This window comes from Spirosoma lacussanchae (assembly GCF_005870035.1).
Classification (GTDB): Bacteria; Bacteroidota; Bacteroidia; order Cytophagales; family Spirosomataceae; genus Spirosoma; species Spirosoma lacussanchae.
On record NZ_SWJG01000001.1, the window covers coordinates 2268887 to 2289967 of the forward strand.

19 protein-coding genes and 2 tRNA genes are annotated in these 21081 nt (G+C 55.7%); 14 read left to right on the plus strand and 7 right to left on the minus strand.

Annotated features, from left to right (window positions below; all coding sequences use genetic code 11):
• Nucleotides 1–28 precede the first annotated feature (28 nt).
• Genes FBR45_RS09360 through FBR45_RS09370 form a run of 3 tightly spaced genes read left to right on the plus strand, consistent with a single transcriptional unit; the run spans nt 29 to nt 2505 of the window.
• Complete coding sequence (locus FBR45_RS09360; protein WP_138501411.1) at nt 29–676, plus strand: polysaccharide deacetylase family protein; 648 nt, start codon at nt 29–31, stop codon at nt 674–676.
• Nucleotides 663–1703 carry a glycosyltransferase family 2 protein gene (locus FBR45_RS09365; protein WP_138501413.1) on the plus strand — a complete coding sequence of 347 codons (1041 nt, stop codon included), beginning with the start codon at nt 663–665 and terminating at the stop codon, nt 1701–1703. The genes FBR45_RS09360 and FBR45_RS09365 overlap by 14 nt, the downstream gene beginning before the upstream one ends.
• Nucleotides 1690–2505 carry a TatD family hydrolase gene (locus FBR45_RS09370; RefSeq protein WP_138501415.1) on the plus strand — a complete coding sequence of 272 codons (816 nt, stop codon included), beginning with the start codon at nt 1690–1692 and terminating at the stop codon, nt 2503–2505. The genes FBR45_RS09365 and FBR45_RS09370 overlap by 14 nt, the downstream gene beginning before the upstream one ends.
• 112 nt (nt 2506–2617) lie before the next feature.
• Here FBR45_RS09370 and FBR45_RS09375 read toward each other — a convergent pair whose 3' ends face one another.
• From FBR45_RS09375 to FBR45_RS09405, 7 genes are read right to left on the minus strand one after another with little or no spacing between them, the layout of a single operon-like run.
• The gene (locus FBR45_RS09375; RefSeq protein WP_138501417.1) at nt 2618–3577 is read right to left on the minus strand and encodes a glycosyltransferase family 4 protein; all 960 of its coding nucleotides are present in this window, start codon (nt 3575–3577) and stop codon (nt 2618–2620) included.
• Nucleotides 3510–4583: a glycosyltransferase family 9 protein gene (locus FBR45_RS09380; protein ID WP_246082169.1), complete on the minus strand. Its 1074-nt coding sequence runs from the start codon at nt 4581–4583 to the stop codon at nt 3510–3512. Before FBR45_RS09380 ends, FBR45_RS09375 begins: the two co-directional genes overlap by 68 nt.
• 18 nt (nt 4584–4601) lie before the next feature.
• On the minus strand, nt 4602–5576 hold the full coding sequence (locus tag FBR45_RS09385; protein WP_138501419.1) for a glycosyltransferase family 2 protein: 975 nt from the start codon (nt 5574–5576) through the stop codon (nt 4602–4604).
• A 53-nt stretch (nt 5577–5629) separates the two neighbouring features.
• Nucleotides 5630–7462 (minus strand): carbamoyltransferase family protein, encoded by a 1833-nt coding sequence (locus tag FBR45_RS09390; RefSeq protein WP_138501421.1) that lies wholly within the window; start codon nt 7460–7462, stop codon nt 5630–5632.
• A gap of 3 nt (nt 7463–7465) precedes the next feature.
• Nucleotides 7466–8602 carry a glycosyltransferase family 9 protein gene (locus tag FBR45_RS09395; protein ID WP_138501423.1) on the minus strand — a complete coding sequence of 379 codons (1137 nt, stop codon included), beginning with the start codon at nt 8600–8602 and terminating at the stop codon, nt 7466–7468.
• Nucleotides 8603–8614: 12 nt separating this feature from the next.
• Nucleotides 8615–9217, minus strand: coding sequence for a D-glycero-alpha-D-manno-heptose-1,7-bisphosphate 7-phosphatase (locus tag FBR45_RS09400; RefSeq protein WP_138501425.1), 603 nt, complete (start codon nt 9215–9217; stop codon nt 8615–8617).
• Complete coding sequence (locus tag FBR45_RS09405) at nt 9214–10551, minus strand: glycosyltransferase family 4 protein (protein WP_138501427.1); 1338 nt, start codon at nt 10549–10551, stop codon at nt 9214–9216. Before FBR45_RS09405 ends, FBR45_RS09400 begins: the two co-directional genes overlap by 4 nt.
• Before the next feature lie 342 nt (nt 10552–10893).
• Between FBR45_RS09405 and FBR45_RS09410 the strand changes: the two genes are divergently transcribed.
• The 11 genes from FBR45_RS09410 (at nt 10894) to FBR45_RS09460 (ending at nt 21068) form a co-directional block, all read left to right on the plus strand.
• On the plus strand, nt 10894–11994 hold the full coding sequence (locus tag FBR45_RS09410; RefSeq protein WP_138501429.1) for an asparaginase: 1101 nt from the start codon (nt 10894–10896) through the stop codon (nt 11992–11994).
• Nucleotides 11995–12058: 64 nt separating this feature from the next.
• Nucleotides 12059–12148 (plus strand) — tRNA-Ser (locus FBR45_RS09415).
• Nucleotides 12149–12191: 43 nt separating this feature from the next.
• Nucleotides 12192–12278 (plus strand) — tRNA-Ser (locus FBR45_RS09420).
• 91 nt (nt 12279–12369) lie between these two features.
• Nucleotides 12370–12618, plus strand: a complete 249-nt coding sequence (locus tag FBR45_RS09425) for a 4a-hydroxytetrahydrobiopterin dehydratase (RefSeq protein WP_138502045.1) — start codon at nt 12370–12372, stop codon at nt 12616–12618.
• Nucleotides 12619–12681: 63 nt separating this feature from the next.
• Entirely contained in the window at nt 12682–13410 is a 729-nt protein-coding gene (gene rsmI, locus FBR45_RS09430) for a 16S rRNA (cytidine(1402)-2'-O)-methyltransferase (protein ID WP_138501431.1), read from the plus strand.
• Nucleotides 13394–14620 (plus strand): Lnb N-terminal periplasmic domain-containing protein, encoded by a 1227-nt coding sequence (locus tag FBR45_RS09435; protein ID WP_138501433.1) that lies wholly within the window; start codon nt 13394–13396, stop codon nt 14618–14620. Before rsmI ends, FBR45_RS09435 begins: the two co-directional genes overlap by 17 nt.
• Before the next feature lie 98 nt (nt 14621–14718).
• The gene (locus FBR45_RS09440; RefSeq protein ID WP_138501435.1) at nt 14719–16005 is read left to right on the plus strand and encodes an acetylxylan esterase; all 1287 of its coding nucleotides are present in this window, start codon (nt 14719–14721) and stop codon (nt 16003–16005) included.
• A gap of 122 nt (nt 16006–16127) precedes the next feature.
• Nucleotides 16128–18854: a DNA gyrase/topoisomerase IV subunit A gene (locus tag FBR45_RS09445; RefSeq protein WP_138501437.1), complete on the plus strand. Its 2727-nt coding sequence runs from the start codon at nt 16128–16130 to the stop codon at nt 18852–18854.
• Between the two features lie 23 nt (nt 18855–18877).
• Entirely contained in the window at nt 18878–19573 is a 696-nt protein-coding gene (locus FBR45_RS09450; RefSeq protein ID WP_138501439.1) for a SanA/YdcF family protein, read from the plus strand.
• An 85-nt stretch (nt 19574–19658) separates the two neighbouring features.
• Entirely contained in the window at nt 19659–20354 is a 696-nt protein-coding gene (locus FBR45_RS09455) for a LytR/AlgR family response regulator transcription factor (RefSeq protein ID WP_171044861.1), read from the plus strand.
• Between the two features lie 156 nt (nt 20355–20510).
• Complete coding sequence (locus FBR45_RS09460; RefSeq protein WP_138501443.1) at nt 20511–21068, plus strand: RNA polymerase sigma factor; 558 nt, start codon at nt 20511–20513, stop codon at nt 21066–21068.
• The last annotated feature ends 13 nt before the right edge of the window (nt 21069–21081 follow it).

Genomic DNA, 21081 nt, shown 5'->3' on the forward strand with positions numbered 1-21081 from the left:
TACCGTTCACCACAAACCGAACACTATTTTGTCTTTCTTCCTGCACAAGTCAAACTTTTTACTTCGAACGATTTACCCCGAATTCTGGTGGAAAATCGACGAACCGGCCGAGCCAACCATCTACCTTACGTTCGATGACGGCCCCATTCCCGATGTCACGGAATTCGTACTCGAGCAGCTCGACAAGTATGCTGCCCAGGCTACTTTTTTCTGCATCGGGGATAACGTCAGAAAGCACCGCGACATTTTGTACAAGGTGCTGGAGGGCGGCCACATGGTCGGTAATCATACCTACAACCACCTCAACGGCTGGAAAACGGACGATGCGGTCTATCTGGAAAATATTCAAAAATGCCAGGAGCAGCTCGGCGTCGAAACCGACCTGTTTCGGCCACCTTATGGCCGCATCAAGAAGACGCAGGTTGCCCAGGTGATGGAGAATTATTCCGTAATCATGTGGGATGTGCTGACGGGCGATTTTGACCGGAGCCAGCCAGCCGACGTATGTCTGCGCAAAACCATACAGTATACCGAACCGGGCTCCATTGTCGTTTTTCATGACAGCCTGAAAGCCTGGCCGACGATGCGCTACGTGCTGCCCCGTATGCTGGCTCATTTTGCCGATCGGGGTTTCAGTTTCCGGGCTGTTCCGCAACCCGTTTATGCTGGCTACTGACCCCAATCCTGTACCCAATCCGGCAGCTTCTGCCAGGCCCGAACTAGCGATCCTTATTGCCGCCCGGGATGAGGAAGCCGTTATTGTCGATTGTTTACAAGCTATTTCCCGGCTTCAGTATCCAGCTGGGACACTTACCGTACTGGTTGGAAACGATCAGTCGTCAGACCAGACGGCTGCACTGGTTCAATCCTTTACCGCCCGCCCGTTAACCCTTGAGCTGATTAACATCGACGCATCCGTTGCCGGCCTGCGCGGAAAGGCCAATGTGCTGGCTCAACTGGCTCGACACTCGATGGCTGACCGACTGTTTTTTACAGACGCCGATACGCAGGTACCTCCCGGCTGGCTCGAGGGCATGAGTCAGGCTTTTGCCGGGTCGGTAGGCATCGTAACGGGGGTGACGCTCCCCGATGGCCCCCGCCTGTTTCACAAACTGCAAACCATTGACTGGCTGTATAACCTGACCCTAACCCATTGGCTGAGCTACGCTGGCCTGCCCGTTACGGCCATGGGCAATAATATGGCCGTGAGTCGGGAGGCCTATGAGGCTGTTGGCGGGTATGAAGGCCTACCGTTTTCGGTGGCTGAAGATTTCGCCCTGTTCCAGGCCATTGTGAAAAAAGGATTCGACTTCCGTAATCTGCTGGACGACCGGGTGCTGGCCACGACAAAACCAGTCGGCACCCTCCGGGATTTTCTGCACCAGCGAAAGCGGTGGATGCGGGGGGCGTCAGCACTGCCTGGCTGGATGGTGGCCTTATTGTATGCGCAATACCTCACGCTGCCGCTGCTTGGTCTGCTATTCTGGCTGTCGCCTGGCGTGGCGGTGGGGCTGTACATAACCCGGCTTTTCGTACAGACAGCGGTACTTTCGTTTGGATTGAGCCGCCTGCGCCGAACCCACTTATGGCCCTATACGTTGCTATTCGACGTATACCAACTCCTGATTGGGCCGTTGTCGGTCGTATTTTACTGGCTGCCGACGCGCATCAACTGGAAGAACCGATTTTATGACGCTTATTGATACCCACGCCCACATTTACGACCCGCAGTTCAACTCGGAAGCCGGTGGCGTTGACGAGATGCTGGCTCAGGCTACCTCACAGCAGGTAAGCCAGATATGGATGCCCAACTGCGCCCGGGAAACCGTGGCAGGACTGATGGCCCTGGCCGAACAATACCCCGACCGATGTCTGCCGATGATGGGCCTGCATCCGGCCTACGTCAACGACACCGTCGACGACGAGCTGGCTTCGGTTGCCGCCTTACTCAGCCAGCACGCATTCATGGCCTTGGGGGAGATAGGGCTGGATTTTTACTGGGATATGACTTATGTCGACCAGCAGTTTGTGGCCTTCGAGACACAGCTGCGCTGGGCTGCCGACCAGCAGTTGCCAGTGTCGATGCACACCCGGTCTGGTCACGAGCGCAACGCCTTTGCCGAAGCGACCGACCTGATCGAACGGCTGGCCCTGCCCGGTCTGACGGGAATTTTTCATTGCTTTGTCGGCACCCTCGACGAGGCCCGGCGCGCCACGGAATTGGGTTTTAAGCTCGGTATCGGCGGGGTGGCTACGTTTAAAAACGGAGGCCTGGATAAGGTTCTGCCCCATATCGGCCTGGAACATATCGTACTTGAAACCGACAGTCCTTACCTGGCGCCCGTCCCGTACCGCGGAAAACGCAACGAACCCGCCTACATCCGGCTCATTGCGCAACGCGTTGCCGATCTGATGCAGATCAGCATCGATGATGTCGCTCGGCATACCACCGCCAATGCCCAGGCACTGCTCCCTGCCCTCTACGGCAACCTTTTGCCGCGCTAAGGTCAGGCAAGAGGTTGCCGTAGAGGATGATGGCGGCAAAGGCTTTTTTTGATTTACTGCCATCACCCGCATCAGGAAACGTCACCAGTAATGCGGTGGTTGTAACCAGTAGCTACCCGGGTACTTTGGCGCACACGTCGGCGAAAACGGTGTTCCAGTCGCGTACGAAACGGGCCAGGCCGAACCGGCTGAGGGCCAGCTGCCGGGCGTTGTCGCCCATACGCCGGGCCTCATCCGGATGGTCCAGCAAATACTGCATCTGCCGGGCTAGTTCGTAGGGGTCCGTCGACACGAAACCATGAACGCCATTTTGAATGACCTGGGGGAGTTCGGTAGTGGCCAGCGCTACGATAGGCATCCCGATTGTCATTGCTTCAACGACGGCGAGCGGCAAACTGCTGTAACGCATGGGGCTGAACAGAAACCGATACTCCGCCACGCGCCGGTGTAGCCGACTATAGTGCATCTCGCCGATGCCGCCTACCTCCACTGATTTCATGCCGACTACAGTCAGGGGAACCCGCTCACGGAGTTGCTGAAACAGGTCTAAGCCCGCCATCCGACCGCGTCGGCCAATCTCGTTTACGACAACGATGCCTTCGTTCCGATGCCCCTCGTAGCTGATCGTCGGGTCGATGGCTACGCTATGCTCCACGGCCTGGGTCGGTGCCGACCCGTTGTCCCACATGAGCCGGTTATAATGGGTTACGTGCACAATTCGTACGGATGGATCGTTGGCGGCCGGGTGCCGCGATTCGGTGGGGTGCGGTTCGGGGCTGTTGTGCTCGAGATAAATACGCGGGAGCTGCCGTTGCTCGTCGGTCAGGATTTCGTACTGGTCGGTATGGTAGTTTGTCGGGGTTTGAAAAATAATCAGGTCAAGGGGCAGGTTTTGCACGTCGCCGGCGGGGACCTCCCGGACGTAGTTGGGCATAGTCGAATCCTGACCCCGGCCGCTGTAACCTTCGGTTTTGCGTTCGTTGACTGGTACGTACCAGTTGTGTTCAGCCGAGGTGATGGCCGTCAGATACGCCCCGTGAATATGCCAGATGAGAATGTTCAGTTTTTGCATGGTTGAGTAAATCAATAGCTTCAGATACGACCCGTGCGACGATATCGGGTTCGGTTTCGAGAACCACCCGATGCCGCTGCTGGTCGAGGGGCGCCCACTCGGCGGGGTTCGCAGATGTGAACACAACAACGCTGGGTACGGCGCAGGCTGCGGCTACGTGCGAAACGCCGGTATCATTACTGACGAGCAAAGCCGATCCTTTCAGCAGTGCCGCCAGCGAGCCTAAATTCGTTTCGCCTACCACCCGAACCGAAGGGTGATGCATTTGCTGCTGAACCGTTTCGGCTACCAGGAGCTCAGCCTGGGTGCCAGTCAGTACGACGGTTAGCCCCCGTTCGGCCAGTGCATCGGCGACCCGGGCAAACCGGTCTGCTGGCCACCGTCGACCAGAGATGCCCCCCGCATGCAGGCAGACATAGCTGCCGGGCGTCAGGTGATGGGCTGCCAGCAATCCGTTGAGTTGAGTCTGGTCGGCATCGGTCAGGGGAAATTCAAGCTCGGTGCCCGGCACCGGTATGCCGAGAAACTCCATCAGTCGGCTATGGCGAATAATCTCGTGTTCAACCGGCGGGTAGGGCATGAACAGATCCGGATTGGGTGCAAACCGTTCGGGGTGGTCAGTTGGGTGAAACCCCGCCACCGCGCCTGACCCGAACAGCGCGAGCATGGCGTTGATCAAGGTGCCATTGCCTTGTTGCTGCAGGACCAGATCCCACTGGCGGCTCTGCATCGTGCTCAGAAACTGCACGGTTTGCGCCGGGTTAAGGGGCTGCTCCGGCAGACCGGGCCATCCCGGAAAGGCTATGAACTCATCGAAATAGTTTGGGAAGCGAGCGACAAACTCGGATGCCCACGGTAAGCTGATCAACGCAATATGAGCGTTTGGGAATGCCCGTCGCACCGCCCGGAAGGCTGGAACGGCGCAGAGTAAATCGCCGAGTTTTAGCGCCCGGAAAACAGCAATTCGTTCGGGAACGCGGCCTAGGGCCATATTGATCTTGTTCATGAGCTGGTAAAATGTGTGCTAAAAGTAAGCAACCCTGTACTTTATGGCTCCGTACAGGCGCCAGTAGATCGATAGAAAAGGAGTAGCCAGCGCTGTCAGGACGGTCTGTCGAATACGGGCCTGAGTGGGTTCCGCAGGCCACCGCTCGGCCACCAGCCACCCACCCAGGATCAGCCAGCTGCCCCAACCCGCTAGGGCTGTCGCGGTATGACCCAGCAGCAGGCCCAGCACTCCAACAGTACCGCCCAGAACGGTGGCGTAATAACGTACGACCAGACCTCGATAGGCGGGGATGCGCTGTCGAAACAGTTGCGGGTGGCGCTTAAAAAGTAGTGCGTCATACTGGTTCTTGCGCTCATCGCGAAGTGGGGCGTACCACGGGGCCGGCCGCATGGGATGAATGACAACTGCCTCCGGGCACGGGCTTGGGACATGGCCCGCTTGCAGGAGCTTAAACTGCAGGTCGCTGTCTTCCCGCCAGGCGATGGCAAACGACTCTTCAAAACCACCTACCTGGTCCAGCGCGCTTTTCCGGCAAAAGCAGTTTGCGGTAATGAACTCGGCAGTTTCTAGGAAGGCGGTTGTCCGGTCGTGGTACGTGGGCTGGTCGGGCAGGGGCATCTGAAGTCGACCGGTTACCACCGTGACTCCCTGGTCGAATTGCGCTAATGCCGCCGACAGCCAGTCCGGCTGGGGCAGACAGTCGTCGTCGGTGAAAGCAACAATCGGCGCTCTGGCCGACAGCCAGCCCCGGTTTCGGGCGGCTGCCGGTCCGCGCCGGGTCCGCTGGCCGAGGTAGTGGGTTTGGATTCCTGTTCGCCGGCAGAAAGCCATAATAGCTTCAGCTACAGCAAGCTGATTGCCGTCGTCTACAACAATTACCTCAAACGCATCGGTCGACAGGGTTTGTTGACTAAGTGCGTCGAGGCATCTGTTCAGCAGCGGTAACCGTTGATAGGTCGGAATCACAACAGAGCATCGTACGGAAGACATAAGTAGTCGGTTTCTTTGATAGTCATTTCTGATCGATACATCGGTGTGGCAGATCAGCCACGCCAGGTTGGGCCGAAGATGGGCTGAAACTCTTTGGACGTGGCTTCAGATTGACGCTCCCAGGCTTCGCCGGTTTTTTCGAGCATGAACGAACCGATGACCAGCGCATCCAGCGGTGACGTCCAGAACGATTCGATGGCATCGCGTGGGGTGCAGACCACAGGCTCGCCCCGGGTGTTGAACGAAGTATTGATCAGCACGGGTACGCCCGTTAGGTCGCGAAAGGCTTTGAGCAGATTATAGTAAGGTGGGTTCTGGGACGCGTTTACTGTCTGAATCCGGGCGGTTCCGTCGGTATGGGTTACGGCCGGGATCTCATGCTTCCGCTCCGGCCGCACGTCGTTGACAAACAGCATGAACGGCGATTTGCGGGCCTGGAGAAAATAATCGTCGGCATGTTCCTCCATTACTACAGGCGCCACCGGGCGGAAATCTTCTCGGTCTTTGAGGTCATTCAGTTTTCCCTGCATATCGGCCGGAAACGGCGGAGCCAGAATAGACCGGGCTCCCAGGGCTCTTGGGCCAAACTCCATACCCTGCTGGAACCAGCCAATAACATGCCCTTCGGCCAGGTAGTCGGCCACCTCCCCAGAGACATCATTAAGTTTGCGATACGACAGTTTAGACCAGCGCAGGAATCGTTCGATCTCCTCGTCGCTGAAGGCTGGGCCCAGATACACCTGGTCCATCTCATACCGACGTTCGTCACAGTCCGGTGCTGTGGCCGGGCGTTGCGTAGTATCGACCCACATAGCCGCTCCTAAGGCAGTACCGGCATCACCGGCAGCAGGCTGGATCCAGAGGTGCTGAAAAGGCCCGTGGTCGCGCAGGCGGGCGTTCATGACGCAGTTGAGCGCTACGCCCCCGGCCAAACACAGGGCCTCGACTCCTCCAGTGCGTTTATGGAGCCAGTCGATGAGCGCCAGTACGGTTTCTTCCAGGACGACCTGCACCGAATGCGCAATGTCGAAATGCTGATCGGTCAGGGGGCCGCCTTTTTCCCGGACGGGTCCAAATCGCTCTACCAGATTAAGCGGATCAATCCGGTATTGCCCGTCTGAACCGACGTGAACCAGGCTCCTGAAATAATCAGCATGAACGGGTTGGCCGAACGAGGCCAGAGCCATTACCTTGTACTCATCGGACGAATGTAAAAAACCCAGATACGTCGTCAATTCTTCGTAGAGCAGACCGAGGGAGTGCGGAAGCTTTACTTCGGCGAGTAGTTCGAGCTGGTTGCCGCTGCCAAGCCAGTAGCTGGTCGTAGCTTCTTCGCCCCGTCCGTCGATGACCATAATAGCCGCCTGCTGGTGTGGACTGGGCAGAAAAGCGCTGGCGGCATGGGCCAGATGATGATTGACGAACTGCCATTTTTCCTGAACAGACTCAATGGGTACTCCCTTAAACCGACCTGACAGGTGCAGGGGTACCCCATCGACCAGATGACCCGGCGCATTCAGGATCGACGACAGAAACAGTCCCTCATAGGGGTTGGTCCAGCTGGTTGGCTGATGCTGCCGAAGGTGAGTCACACCGGCAGGGCGGAGTGGTATCTCTACCGTTAGCTGGTCGGGCTGGCCAGCCAGCTGAACCGACGGGTCGTAGGAATAGGCAATATGGTCTACATCGGCCAGGGATATTCCTGCCGTTCTCAGGCAAAAATCGATGGCCTGATAGGGCAGTTCCCGGGTAGAAAAAGGAATAGGGCGTTTACCATGCTTGATGCGCGAGAAACGTTCTTCTTCGGCCGCAGCCAGTACGACCCCATCCCTAATGAGGGCCGCAGCCGGGTCATGAAACGTGGCGTTAATTCCGAGGGTGTACATAGTTTATCTGAGTGATTGATTGAGTTGAAACGGATGTATATCATGGCGGGTATCCAGCCGGGTCAGCTCCCGTACGGCCTGCACAATGGCGCCAGCCGACGCCACAGGCCCATCTGTATCCGGAAATTGCTGAAGGAGCACATTGCGGGAGCGGAGGTGAACAGGCACATCGAAATACAACACCCGGCTGGCAACCTGCCAGGGGGTATGCTGCGGGTTGGTTTTGGCATAAAGCACCACAACGGGGGTTCTCAGGGCGGCTGCCATATGAACGGGGCCTGTGTTGTTGGCGATCAGCACCGGGGCGTCGGCTATTAGGCCTGCCAGCGTGGGCAGATCAAACCGACCCGCCAGATTGTAGACCGGCCGAAAGGCGTTGTCGGAGCAAATCTGCTGACGAATGGTTTCCACATAGGCCTGTTCAGAAGCACTGCCGGTGAGGATGAGCTGACCGCCAAGCTCGTCCAGCAGTTGCCGGGCAGCACTGGCAAAGGCCGCAGCCGGGTATCGTCGTTTCTCTTCGCTCACGCCCGGATGCAGCAGGTACCAGGGCTGGGTTGAGTCAATGCCGGCCGACGAGAGAATTTGCCGGGCCTGTTGCCGAGCGCCTGCTGGCACCACCAGCGATAGTCGGTCGGTCTGCGGTTCTGCCCCGATGGTCCGCACCAGGTCAAGTTGCCGGGTTACCTCGTGCCGGGTAGCTACCAGCACTTCGGGGTCGGGAACCCAGTTGCTGACCAGCTGATAGGGGTTCTCGCGGCAGTAGCTCAACACGTGCGGAATGCCCGCCAGATAGCACAGCATCGCCGACGGCAACGGGTTCTGACTCTGTACCGTAAAAATGACGGCGGCATCAAACCGCCCTTGCCGGAGCCGATCGGCAAGGGCCAGCACGGCCGCCGGGTCAGGCTGGCTGCAGGTCGATACCCAGGGCAGGTCGACAATCAGCGTATCGTCCAGCTCCGGTATCATGGGGGCTACAGTCGCTCCTGCCGACGAGGTTAGCAGTGTAAGGTGGCCGTTAGGCGCGAGTTCTTTCAAGGCCCGAAAGGCCGGTGTTGTCATGAGCACATCGCCGAGGTTATCGGGCCGGACGCACAGAATTCGCCAGCCATCGGGCCATCGCTTATCAAGATTCATGTACATGTCTGGTCATACCTGGTTTACCTGCCTTCTGTCTGTGTCGCTAAGGGCGGACTCGTCCGCATTTTGTATGTAATCAGCGGCTGCCGTCAGGCTTTGTACAGTGGTCGTGGGTATTCGATGAGGTCCCGTCAGCCACTCCGTTTCGTTACCCCGGTCGACCAGAATGGTTCGGCAGCCAGCCAGGCTGCCAGCTTCGACGTCATTCAGAATATCGCCCACCATCCAGCACTGGCTCAGGTCCAGCCCGTAGCTGGCGGCCGCCTGCTTCAAAAGACCGGGCGCCGGCTTACGGCACGTACAGTCTACCGCGTAGTGCTCGACTGATCCATGGGGGTGGTGGGGGCAATAATAAAACCCATCGATAGTGACACCCGACCTTCCGAGTTGAGCGCTCAGGTTTTGCCAGACCGGGTTGAGCGCGGTTTCGGGAAAATACCCCCGGGCTACCCCCGACTGATTGGAAATGACAAGCAGTCGGTATCCCGCCCGCTGAAGGCGTTTCAGGGCCGGGCTGGCATCAGGATACAGCTGAATACGGGCTGGGTCGACATTGTAGGGAACATCTACGATGAGCGTGCCATCTTTGTCGAGAAATACGGCTTTTTTCACCGGAGCGCGAGTTTATTCGATGAAACCAGGGCTGGCAGGCCATGCTGCTGTCGTTCTTCCCGGAGCCGGGTTGCCAAATGGCTGTTGCTCAGTACGTCCTGGTAGAGGTCGGCGGTCTGGCAGGCAACCTGATGCCAGGTGTAGTGCTGTTGTACATGCCGCAGCGCCCGCTGACCCATGCGGTGCATCAGGTCGGGGTTGGTCAGTAGAACCGACAAGCGTTCGGCGAGCGCTTTGGGCTGTCTGGGCGGAACCAGAAAGCCGGTTTTCTGATCGCGGACCGTGTGCTTGATGCCCCCCACGTTGGAGCCGATTACGGGCGTGCCGCAGGCCATTGCTTCGAGCGGGGTAATGCCGAAGGGTTCGTACCAGGGGGTAATAACGAATACGTCCGCTGCGCTGTAGTAATACCGCAGACTGTCGCGTCCACGCCTACCCGTAAACGTTACCTGATCAGCCACCCCTTCGGTCATGGCCAGCTGCTGCAACCGGGCTATCTCAGGCGTTTTGCTGGAGTCCGGATCGGCTGATTCTCCCCCAACAACCAGGAGTCGGGCACTCAGCTTGTAATCGCGTTTTAGAACCCCCAGGGCGCTGATGACAGTATCTACCCCTTTGCGGGGAACCATTCGGCCCAGCTGTAGGATGACAGGCCCGGTAGTTGGGATGTCCAGTTGGGTACGGGCTGTATCGGGGGGCAAGGGGAAAAATTCGTCGGGGTTGAATCCATTACCGATGATGGTCAGCTTTTGCGGATCGGCTCCGTAAAGTGTCAGCAAGTCGTCACGATCCTGCGGGCACAGGGCAATAATCCGGTCCGCTTCCGCCATAACCCGCTGCTCAACCAGTAAACGCTCTTTCGGAAAGCGGTCACAGCTACCCTGGTACTGCCGACGAACCTCGCCCAGCGCGTGAAAGGTTACGACGAAGGGTATACCCAGTATACGTTTGATGTTGGCAGCTACCAGGCCGGACATGAAGAAATGCGCATGAATGAGCTGATAGGGCTCTTCCTCGTTTTGCATGAACCAGGTCAGGTGCTTCGTGAACTCATCCATCATCGGCAGCATCTCTTCTTTAATCACGTAGCTAACCGGGCCCGCCTTGACGTGAATGACGCGAACCCCCGACTGCCAATGGACAATTTCGGGCTGATCGGGATCATCCCAGCGGGTAAACACATCGACCTGATAGCCTGATCGGGCCAGATGCTGGGTCAGCTCAGCCACGGCGATGTTCTGCCCACCGGCTTCGACTCCCCCCACTACCGTTAGGGGAGATGCGTGTTCGCTGATGACCGCTACTTTCTGTTTTGTTATGTAGTGCCGTCGCATAGAATAGGGTGTTAATTAAGGGGTGTCCACCGGATAGACGGGTTTAAAGTAATTTGTCTACTACATTACAGGACTATGTGCTTCCAACCGGGGCCGTATAAATAGGTTGGATAAGCGAGGGCATAGCTGCCTGATTTTGCCCGGAAGTGAGGCAACGGCTACTAAGTCTATTGTATGTGATTTTAATCCTCGGGAAGGTCAAATTTGTAACCAGATTCGGGCCTGGGCACCTGTTGTCGGCTCTACTACTGGCGGGTGTCGGCTGAACGTCTCGTCAGGCTGATGACGGCCTGCACATCGGTTCGATTACGCTATATGAATGCTTCTTCGCATCTTTGGCGGATGACATATAAAACTGTACGTCTATCTCCGAGTGTGGATCGGAGCGCCGATTTACCGAACCGGTCGGTGTTGGTAATTTACACGGGGGGCACGTTTGGCATGGTGTACGATCGGAAAGCCAGCCAGCTCATCCCGTTCGACTTTGAGCAGGTGCTCGATCGCGTACCTGAGCTGAACCGGCTCGATTTTGACATTACGATCGTGACCTTGCATCAAATCATTGACTCGTCGAATATGACACCGGCGGTCTGGGTTGAACTGGCGCAGCTGATCGAAACCAACTACAGGGACTACGACAGCTTTGTGGTACTACACGGTACCGATACGATGTCTTATACGGCTTCGGCGCTCAGTTTCATGCTGGTGGGTCTGAACAAACCGGTAATTCTGACCGGTGCCCAACTACCCATTGGGGTAGCCCGTTCCGACGCCCGGGAAAATTTCCTGACGGCCCTCGAGATTGCATCGGCCCAGGAAGACGGTCAGCCCATGGTGCCCGAAGTCTGCGTGTATTTTAACTCGTTTCTGCTCCGCGGCAACCGATCTACCAAGCGGGAAAGCGTACAGTTTAACGCGTTTGTATCGGAGAACTACCCTCATCTGGCCACTGCCGGGGTCAGTATTGATTATAATCGACCCTATATTCGGTCGTACCAGGCCCATCAGGTGCTGAAAATCCGGACGGTTCTCGATCCGAACGTAACCATTCTAAAACTCTTCCCGGGCATCACCCAACCCGTTGTCGAATCCATCGTGAACATACCCGGTTTGCGGGGCATTGTGCTCGAAACATTCGGGGCGGGGAATGCCCCCACCGATGCCTGGTTTCTGAATACGCTCAAAGCGGCTGTAGATCGGGGCGTGCTGGTATTCAACGTGTCGCAATGCGAAGGGGGGCGGGTAACCCAGGGCCGGTACCAGACCAGTCAGCAGCTGCAGCAGATCGGCGTCGTTAGCGGAGCCGACATCACGACCGAGGCTGCGATCACTAAATTGATGGTGCTGCTGGGTCGTGAACACGGTTCGGATGCCGAAGCCGTAACCCGCCTTCGGACGTTACTGGCGCAACCCATCAGCGGAGAAATGAGCGACGATCATTGATTTTTTTGGGGTTAGATCTTGCGTCATTACGCGCTAACATGCATCTTTGCACTCCCAAACAAATAGAGAGCTGCCGGAGTGGTCGAACGGGTCTGATTCGAAATCAGAAGTACTCGCAAGGGTACCGGGGGTTCGAATCCCTCGCTCTCTGCCAAAGACCACAAAAATCAGCAGGCCCGCTTGCTGATTTTGTATTTAGAGAGGTGTCCGAGTGGTTGAAGGAGCACGCCTGGAAAGTGTGTATGCGGGTAACCGTATCGAGAGTTCGAATCTCTTCCTCTCTGCAAAAGCCCCAGCGTCAGGTTGGGGCTTTTTTTATTTCCTTTTGCGCCAAATTCGGCTCACTTTTGCCTAAATCAACCCTGCTCAATGCGTATGTGGACCGAAGCCGATAACCAACTCACCCGCAACTTTACGTTTGCTGACTTCTCCGAAGCCTTTGCGTTCATGACCCGCGTAGCGCTACTGGCCGAAACAATGAATCACCATCCCTGGTGGTCGAACGTCTATAATCAGGTCACGATCCGGCTATCGACCCACGATGCGGGGAACACGGTAACCGACAAAGACCACCAACTGGCCGCGGCTATCGATGCCCTGCTCCATGAACGGGTGAGTGGGTAGGGGCGAGGGAGTACCCTGCCGGTATTACACGCCATTCACTCCTCAGCCCGTTCGCTTCTGACCATGAAACTCTACCTTGTACCAACCCCGATCGGCAATCTGGACGACATTACCCTGCGAGCCATCAAAGTCCTGCAGCAAGTCGATGCCATTCTGGCCGAAGATACGCGCACATCGGGGGTGCTGCTCCGGCATCTGAGCATCAGCAAGCCGCTGCATAGCTACCATATTTTTAACGAACACCAGACCGTACAGCGACTCGTCAACCAGCTTAAAGAAGGGAAGACCTTCGCCCTGGTATCGGATGCGGGTACCCCAGGCATTTCGGACCCTGGCTTTTTACTGGTCCGCGCCTGTATCCAACACGATATTCCGGTCGAATGCCTGCCGGGCCCCACGGCCTTCGTGCCGGCCTTGGTCAACTCCGGCCTGCCCAATGACCGGTTTACCTTCGAGGGGTTTCTGCCGCATAAAAAAGGAAGACAGACGCGCCTGGCCGAGCTGGCTACCGAAGAGCGCACTATGGTCTTTTATGAGTCGCCCCACCGATTGCTGAAAACCCTGGGGCAGTTTGCGGAGGTGTTCGGACCTGACCGACCCGCCAGCGTGTCGCGCGAACTGACCAAGCTGTTTGAAGAAAACCGACGCGGGGCGTTGTCCGAACTTATTGCGTATTTTGCCGAAAAAACGGTAAAAGGTGAACTCGTTATTTGCGTACAGGGTCAGACAGGTAAGCAAGAAAAAAAGGGAGCAGGCCGCCGAGAACCCGACAACGATGAAGAAGACGAATAAGTGGAGCTGGCTGCTCACGACCGTGGTCCTGACCGGACTGTGGGTGCTGAACGGGCTGGGGCCAATCGCAGCCTGCGGTCAGACGCTGACGCCTGCCGCCCGGATTAGTCTGATTACAGTGTCGCCCGGTTCGGAGTTGTACTCCAGCTTCGGCCATACCGCTATCCGGGTCTATGATCCGGGGGTGGGGCAGGAGCGTATCTTCGGCTGGGGAACGTTCGATTTCCGAACCGACAACTTTTACGTCAAGTTTTTGCGGGGCACGCTGCCGTATACGATCTCGGTGACCGACATCTATGCTATGATGTACGAGTACCAGATCGAACACCGCACCCTGCGCGAACAGGTATTGAACCTGTCTGCCGCACAGCGTCAGCAGCTGTTCAATCTGCTGATGGAAAACTATCAGCCTGAAAATCGCACCTATCAGTATAAATTCTATTACGACAACTGCGCCACCCGCCCCCGCGACAAAATCGCTCAGGTCTGTGGCGATAGTCTGACGGTGCCCACCCGCACCCGATCGACCGGTAAATCGTACCGCGACTGGATGAATGAGTACCTGGGCGAGAAACCCTGGGCGCAGCTGGGGATGAACCTGGCCCTGGGAACCCCCGCCGACGTAATCACCACGGGCTGGCAGGCCATGTATCTGCCCGACCAGGTGCATGATCAGTTGGCCCGGTCCACCGTCCGCCAGGCCAATGGTCAGGTTGTTCCGTTGGTGGCATCGGATACCACCTTATACCAGGCGCCGAATACGGTGAAAAAGGAAGTCTCGTTCATCTTCGACCCGAATGTTGTCGTTGCCTTCCTGACCATTGGCCTGACGTTCTTTACCATTCGGCGCTACCAGCGAGGGCGGGTCGATCGCTGGCTCGACAGGTTGTTATTCGGCACGGCCGGGGTGCTGGGCTGGTTTCTGTTTTTGCTCTGGGTCGGTACTGATCACGGCGTCACGGCCTGGAATCCGACCTTGCTGTGGCTGATGCCGCTTCACATGCCACTCATCTACTGGGCCACCGGGCCGGGTACCACTGCTCGCCGGCGATCCGTTTATTTCGGTCTGACCGCTGTTCTGATCCTGGTCGGTATGGTGGTGTCGAAGGTGCCGGGGGGCGTTGATATCCTTTTTCCGATGGCCCTGCTGATTCGCTGCCTGGTCAACCTGCAGTTAAGCCGCCGAAAAGCGTTGATGCCGGTCGTTTAATGTCATATCCTGAAAAGTAGTCAGGTGGCTCAGTAGGCAGAGCTGCCCGATTACTTATGCCCCTGAATCCTTCTCCCACATATAGCCATCGTGCGCTTATGAAACGTTGTTTACTGCTCCTTGTACTAATCTCCACCAGGCTGGTGGCACAACCCGCCGAACGCCTGGTCAAGCTGGTCGTTACCCCTGACCATACCGACTGGCTCTATAAGACCGGCGAACCCGTTCGGTTTACCATTACCGCCTACCGGGAAAACGAACCGCTGAAAGGCACCCGACTGCGCTATGAGGTCGGTCCCGAAAAAATGCCGCCGACCCAGACCGAAACCATTACCCTGTCTGATAAGCCGCTGGTCGTAAACGGAGGAACCATGAAAACGGCTGGGTTTCTGCGGTGCGTGGCCACGGTAGAGATCGACGGTAAAGAATACCGAGGCATGGCAACGGCTGGTTTTGAGCCGCTCACCATCAAGCCCACCGTAGCGGATCCCGCCGACTTCCAGGCGTTCTGGGAAAAAGCAAAGGCCGATCTGGCCAAAATCCCTGTCGATGCCCGTATGACGCTCCTGCCCGAACGCTGCACCGAACGAACAAACGTATACCATCTGAGTCTGCAAAACATAAACAACTCCCGCTTTTACGGTATTCTGTGCGTTCCCAAAAAAGAAGGGAAATACCCGGCCATTCTGCGGGTGCCGGGGGCGGGCGTGCGGCCATACGGTGGTATGATTGCCGAAGCCGAAAAAGGGTTTATTACCCTGGAGGTCGGCATCCACGGAGTGCCGGTTACCATGGACCCTGCGGTGTATGACAACCTCAGCCGGGGACCGCTCAACGGGTATCAGGCCGCTAACCTCGACGATCCGGATCGATACTACTACAAGCGGGTCTACCTGGGCTGCGTACGGGCCGTCGACTTCCTGGCGGCTATGCCCCAATACGATGGGCAGAACCTGGGTATTACCGGTGGGAGCCAGGGGGGCGCGCTATCAATCATTACAGCTGGGCTCGACAGTCGGGTCAGGTGGCTGGCGGCTTATTATCCCGCGCTATGCGATGTAACGGGGTATCTGAACGGCCGGGCCGGGGGGTGGCCGCATTTGTTTGCTGGTGACAATCTGGCCTTCAACAATAAACCCGACCGGATCAGGACCACCGGCTACTACGATGTCGTCAACTTCGCGCGGCTGGTAAAAGTGCCGGGCTATTATTCGTGGGGCTACAACGACGAAACGTGCCCGCCAACCTCCATGTACGCGGCCTATAACGTCATTCCGGGAGCCAAACAGCTGGAGCTCTACCGCGATACGGGTCACTGGACCTACCCCGAGCAAACCGAAAAAGCAACCACCTGGCTGCTGACGCAACTGACTACGGGCCGCTAGACAAAAACCGCCTAAAACGCACGTATATCCCGTTTTTTTTGTATCTTTAAGAGACCAAACACCAGTGATAATTGGTTGGTCAGCCTGCCTTTTTATCCACTGAAACAGTAGTGTAGCAATTCATGATGAACGAAGAAAATCAGGAACCGATGGAGGAATTCGGGCTGCCCGCCAGTGACAGCCAACCGGACGGAAGCGTACCGCTGGCCGACGACACCGACCCTGATGACCAGCCAACCAACACACCGGAAGAAGTTCTGCATGACCAGACGGTCGTATCAGGACTGTATGAAAACTATTTCCTGGATTATGCCTCGTATGTTATTCTGGAGCGGGCCGTCCCGGCGGTAGAAGATGGGCTGAAGCCCGTACAGAGACGTATTCTGCACGCCCTGAAAGAAATGGACGACGGGCGTTTTAACAAGGTCGCCAACGTCATCGGGCAGACGATGCAGTTCCACCCCCACGGCGACGCGTCGATTGGCGAAGCGCTGGTCAATATCGGTCAGAAAGAACTCCTGTTCGATACGCAGGGAAGCTGGGGAGACGTGCGCACGGGCGATGGCGCGGCCGCCCCCCGTTATATTGAAGTCCGCCTGTCGAAGTTTGCGCTCGATGCCATCTATAACGATAAAACGACCGAGTGGCAGCTTAGCTACGATGGTCGTAAGAAAGAGCCGGTAACGCTGCCTGTCAAGTTTCCGCTGCTGCTGGCGCAGGGCGTGGAAGGAATTGCGGTCGGCCTCTCAACCAAAATTCTGCCGCACAATTTCAACGAGCTGATCGATGCATCGATTCAGATCCTGAAAGACAAACCCGTATCGCTGTTCCCCGACTTTCAGACGGGTGGACTCATCGATGTCAGCAACTACAACGATGGCCACCGGGGCGGCAAAGTGCGCGTACGGGCCCGGATCGAAGAGGTCGATAAAAAGACACTCGCCATTCGGGATGTGCCGTTCGGGGTCACCACCTCGCAGCTGATCGAGTCGATCGTCAAGGCGGCCGAACTCGGTAAGATCCGGATCAAAGCCCCCAGCCGGAACGTCGCGGCTGTTATCGACAATACTGCCCGCGATGTTGAAATCCTGGTGCATCTGCAACCCGGGGTTTCGCCCGACGTGACCATTGATGCACTGTATGCCTTCACCGACTGCGAGGTCAGCATCTCGCCCAACGCCTGCGTCATCATTGGCGATAAACCCCATTTTGTCAGCGTAACGGATATTCTGCGGGTCAATACTCACCAGACAGTACAACTGCTGCAGCGGGAGCTGGAGATCCGGCGGGGTGAACTCATGGAGCGGTTATTGTACAGCTCGCTGGAGAAAATATTCATCGAGAACCGCATCTACCGCAAGATTGAGGAGTGCGAGACGTTCGAGGCCGTGCTGTCAACGATCGATAAGGCGCTGAAACCGTTTAAGAAACAGTTTTACCGTGAGATCACCGAAGATGACCTGATCCGGCTGACGGAAATTAAGATCAAGCGCATTTCGAAGTATGACGGTTTCAAGGCCGACGAACTGATGCGCCGTCTGGAGCAGGAGCTGGAAGAAACCAACGATAACCTGGCTAACATCACCCGCTATGCTGTTGCCTATTACAAGGAACTGCAGAAGAAGTACGGCAAAGGGCGCGAGCGCAAAACGGAGATCCGGGCATTCAATACCATTGCAGCCAGCGTCGTGGCCGCTGCTAACCAGAAACTGTACGTAGACCGCGAAGGCGGGTTCATCGGGTACGGGCTGAAGAAAGATGAATACGTCAGTGATTGTTCCGATATCGACGATATTATCGTGTTCCGGCGGGATGGCAAATGCGTTGTTACCAAAATTCAGGAAAAAGTCTTTGTTGGCAAAGATATTGTTTACGTATCGGTGTTTAAGAAGGCCGACGAGCGTAAGATCTATAATATGGTTTATCTGGACAGTAAATCGGGTATTTCGATGGCCAAACGGTTTCCGGTTACGGGTGTCACCCGCGATCGGGAGTACGACCTAACTATGGGTAATCCCAAGTCGAAGATAACCTATTTCAGCGCCAACGATAACGGTGAAGCCGAAGTGATTACGGTTAACCTCACGGCCCAGAGTTCGGCTAAGATTAAGCAGTTTGATTACAACTTCGCAACGGTAGGCATCAAGAACCGCTCGGCACAGGGGAACATCCTGACCAAATATCCCGTGCGGAAAATCGTTCAGAAGACAGCAGGTACGTCGACCCTCGGTGGAGTCGATATCTGGTATGACGAGCATCTGGGCCGGCTCAACCGCGACGAGCGGGGTAGGCTGCTTGGTAACTTCGATGCCAAGGATAGTATCCTGGTCGTGTACAAAGATGGGCAGTATGAACTGACCAGCTTTGACCTGACCAACCGCTACGAACCGAACGATATTGCCGTGCTGACGAAGTTTGATCCGGATATGGTGTTGTCGGCTATCTACTACGAAGCCAACCAGAAGTCCTGGTACGTAAAACGGTTCAAGGTAGAGACCACTTCTCTGGACAAAAAATTCAGCTTTATCGGCGACGTAAAGGGCTCTAAATCGATGGCGGTTACGGCCGATCGGTACCCTCGGATCGAGATTGTGCATCAGGTAAAAGACCGGGGGCCGCTGGAGAAGATGGTACTGGAGCCGGAGGGTTTTATCGAGGTACGTGGCTGGAAAGCGTTGGGCAACAAACTGCCTTTTGCCCGAGTTAAGGAAGTAAAGCTCCTGCCTCCCAAAGTGGTCAGTGAATTGCCGAAAATAGAGCAGACCAAGGCTTCCAGTACGCAGGTCAGTACGGAAACGGAAGCTGAAGCTGAAGATAAAGAATCAGTGCAGTTAGGGTTGTTTTCGTAGCTCTGGCTCAGAACCTGTAACTTATGGACTCTACCTTGGCCAGCGATTACACGAACCAGTCTCCCCGTGAAGCGGTTGGCGTGCGCGTGGTCAAGGGAGTCATAAAATTCAGTATCGTCGTTGCGTTCGTTGGCGCAACGACGATACTGATTTGTAACTGGTGGGTCGTTCAAAACACCCGGAACCAGATTTATTTCAATCTTCAGGAGTTGCCTGCCAATGACGTAGGGCTGGTATTGGGAACCAGTAAATTTGTACGGACCGGCAAAGAAAATCTGTTCTTCCGCTATCGAATGGAAGCAACCGCCCGACTTTGGAAGGAAGGTAAGGTAAAATACCTGATCCTGAGCGGAAACAACGATTCTGAATACTACAACGAACCCGCCGATATGCAACGGGCACTGATCCGGTTGGGTGTACCAAGTTCGGTCATGACGCTGGATTATGCCGGTTACCGGACGTTCGATTCGGTTGTACGATGCAAGGATGTTTTCAATCAGGAAAAAATTACGATCATCTCTCAGAATTTCCACAACGCCCGGGCCTTGTTTATCGGCAACCATGAGGGCATCGACGCAATTGCCTTTTCGGCTCAGGACGTACCTGATGGATACTCATTAAAAACCCTAGTCCGGGAATATCTGGCCCGACCTTATGCCATCCTGGACGTTTTTGTTTTGCGTCCACAGCCGGAAAAGGGGAACTGGCCCCGTCGATAGATCGGGCTATTTCGAAAATGTAACTACTTTCGGAACAGCATGTTATAAGAGCGCCTTATCAAGCCAACAATCCCACCTGACCTGCATGTATCTATACCGAACATTAATCATTGAAGACGATACAGTTGAAAAACAGTTGTTGCAGCACCATCTGAGTCAGTTGCCTAATCTGTCAATGATTGGTAGCTTTGACAATCCGTTGAGTGCTGTATCGCTTCTTCATCAGGAACAGGTTGACATATTGTTTCTGGATGTCAACTTGCCGGGTATAGATGGGCTTTCGTTTTTGTCAACCTTGCAGCGCCCGCCCCGGGTCATACTGACAACGGCTGATCCTGCCCACGCCCTCAAAGCGTTTGAGATAGGAGTGGTCGATTACCTGGTCAAACCCTACACCTTCGAACGGCTATTGCGGGCAGTTAGCCGGGTGATCGGCGCCAATGATTCAGGTTCTTCGCCTGATGCAGCGCCCACCTACATCTTCCTTAAGACGGGTCGCGAGTCCGTACGGGTAGCAGTTGAGGATATCCTGTATATCGAGGCCTTTGGCGCGATCAGTAAGGTGTACACTAAAACGTCAGTCCTGGTAGTCAGCGAACTATTGGCCAACCTTCATCAGCAGTTGCCAGCTGGTGCGTTTATCCGGGTGCATAAATCGTATATTGTTTCCCAGCAGTCAATAACCCGTATCGGATCCAGACATGTTTCCATCCAGCAGCATCAGATTCCGCTGGGAGCTACCTACCGGGAACAGGTCGAAAAGACCCTTTGGGGCAAATAATCAGCACGACAGGCAAAGTAGGGATCTTTGTTTATTAGATAAATTGCCCGTTCATTCGGTAAGTTGATTGTTCATTTACTAGGGTGTGTAGTTACCAAAAGAGAGAAATACAGTCGGTTATATTTGTTCAGCTGTAACCACCGTAACTCTTATTAAATGCGTAACTTAACCGACCAAGAACTAGTTTCCCTCTATCTGGATACGAACAATGAATGGTATTTTGGGCAGCTTTACACACGTTATCGCCAGTTGGTTTACCAGAAGTGCCTGTTCTTTACCGGAAACTCAGATGATTCGGAAGACTATGTGCAGGACATCTTTGTCCGTCTGACCATGAAGCTGCGTGGTTTCAAGGGTGACTCGAAGTTCACCACCTGGCTGCATACCGTCACCGCCAATTATTGCATCGATCAACTTCGGAAGAAACAACAACACCAGACGCTCTGGCGCTCCTACATGCGCGAACAGGAATCGCTCGATGAACAAAACAGTACCTTCGACGAGTCTTACTTTCACATCTTTGAACGGGTCCTAAACCAACTGCCTCATCACCAGCGGGAGTTGCTGCTGGCAAAATACGAGGATGGCCTGCAGATCAACGAACTGGCCAGCAAGCAGGATCTAACGTCCAGTGCCGTAAAAATGCGCATCAAGCGGGCCCGCGATCGGGCCCGAAATCTATATGACCGGATCCGGCTGGAGGAGGAGTGCTGACCGTAGAGGCTGT

Bases quoted from the DNA above. Each gene is read 5' to 3' on its own strand.
- FBR45_RS09370 (WP_138501415.1), top strand. From the start codon at position 1,690: ATGACGCTTATTGATACCCACGCCCACATTTACGACCCGCAGTTCAAC.
- FBR45_RS09460 (WP_138501443.1), top strand. From the start codon at position 20,511: ATGCGTAACTTAACCGACCAAGAACTAGTTTCCCTCTATCTGGATACG.
- FBR45_RS09440 (WP_138501435.1), top strand. From the start codon at position 14,719: ATGAAACGTTGTTTACTGCTCCTTGTACTAATCTCCACCAGGCTGGTG.
- FBR45_RS09445 (WP_138501437.1), top strand. From the start codon at position 16,128: ATGATGAACGAAGAAAATCAGGAACCGATGGAGGAATTCGGGCTGCCC.
- FBR45_RS09435 (WP_138501433.1), top strand. From the start codon at position 13,394: ATGAAGAAGACGAATAAGTGGAGCTGGCTGCTCACGACCGTGGTCCTG.
- FBR45_RS09365 (WP_138501413.1), top strand. From the start codon at position 663: ATGCTGGCTACTGACCCCAATCCTGTACCCAATCCGGCAGCTTCTGCC.
- FBR45_RS09410 (WP_138501429.1), top strand. From the start codon at position 10,894: ATGACATATAAAACTGTACGTCTATCTCCGAGTGTGGATCGGAGCGCC.
- FBR45_RS09375 (WP_138501417.1), bottom strand. From the start codon at position 3,577: ATGCAAAAACTGAACATTCTCATCTGGCATATTCACGGGGCGTATCTG.
- rsmI (WP_138501431.1), top strand. From the start codon at position 12,682: ATGAAACTCTACCTTGTACCAACCCCGATCGGCAATCTGGACGACATT.
- FBR45_RS09385 (WP_138501419.1), bottom strand. From the start codon at position 5,576: ATGTCTTCCGTACGATGCTCTGTTGTGATTCCGACCTATCAACGGTTA.
- FBR45_RS09390 (WP_138501421.1), bottom strand. From the start codon at position 7,462: ATGTACACCCTCGGAATTAACGCCACGTTTCATGACCCGGCTGCGGCC.
- FBR45_RS09405 (WP_138501427.1), bottom strand. From the start codon at position 10,551: ATGCGACGGCACTACATAACAAAACAGAAAGTAGCGGTCATCAGCGAA.
- FBR45_RS09395 (WP_138501423.1), bottom strand. From the start codon at position 8,602: ATGAATCTTGATAAGCGATGGCCCGATGGCTGGCGAATTCTGTGCGTC.
- FBR45_RS09455 (WP_171044861.1), top strand. From the start codon at position 19,659: ATGTATCTATACCGAACATTAATCATTGAAGACGATACAGTTGAAAAA.
- FBR45_RS09380 (WP_246082169.1), bottom strand. From the start codon at position 4,583: ATGAACAAGATCAATATGGCCCTAGGCCGCGTTCCCGAACGAATTGCT.
- FBR45_RS09450 (WP_138501439.1), top strand. From the start codon at position 18,878: ATGGACTCTACCTTGGCCAGCGATTACACGAACCAGTCTCCCCGTGAA.
- FBR45_RS09425 (WP_138502045.1), top strand. From the start codon at position 12,370: ATGTGGACCGAAGCCGATAACCAACTCACCCGCAACTTTACGTTTGCT.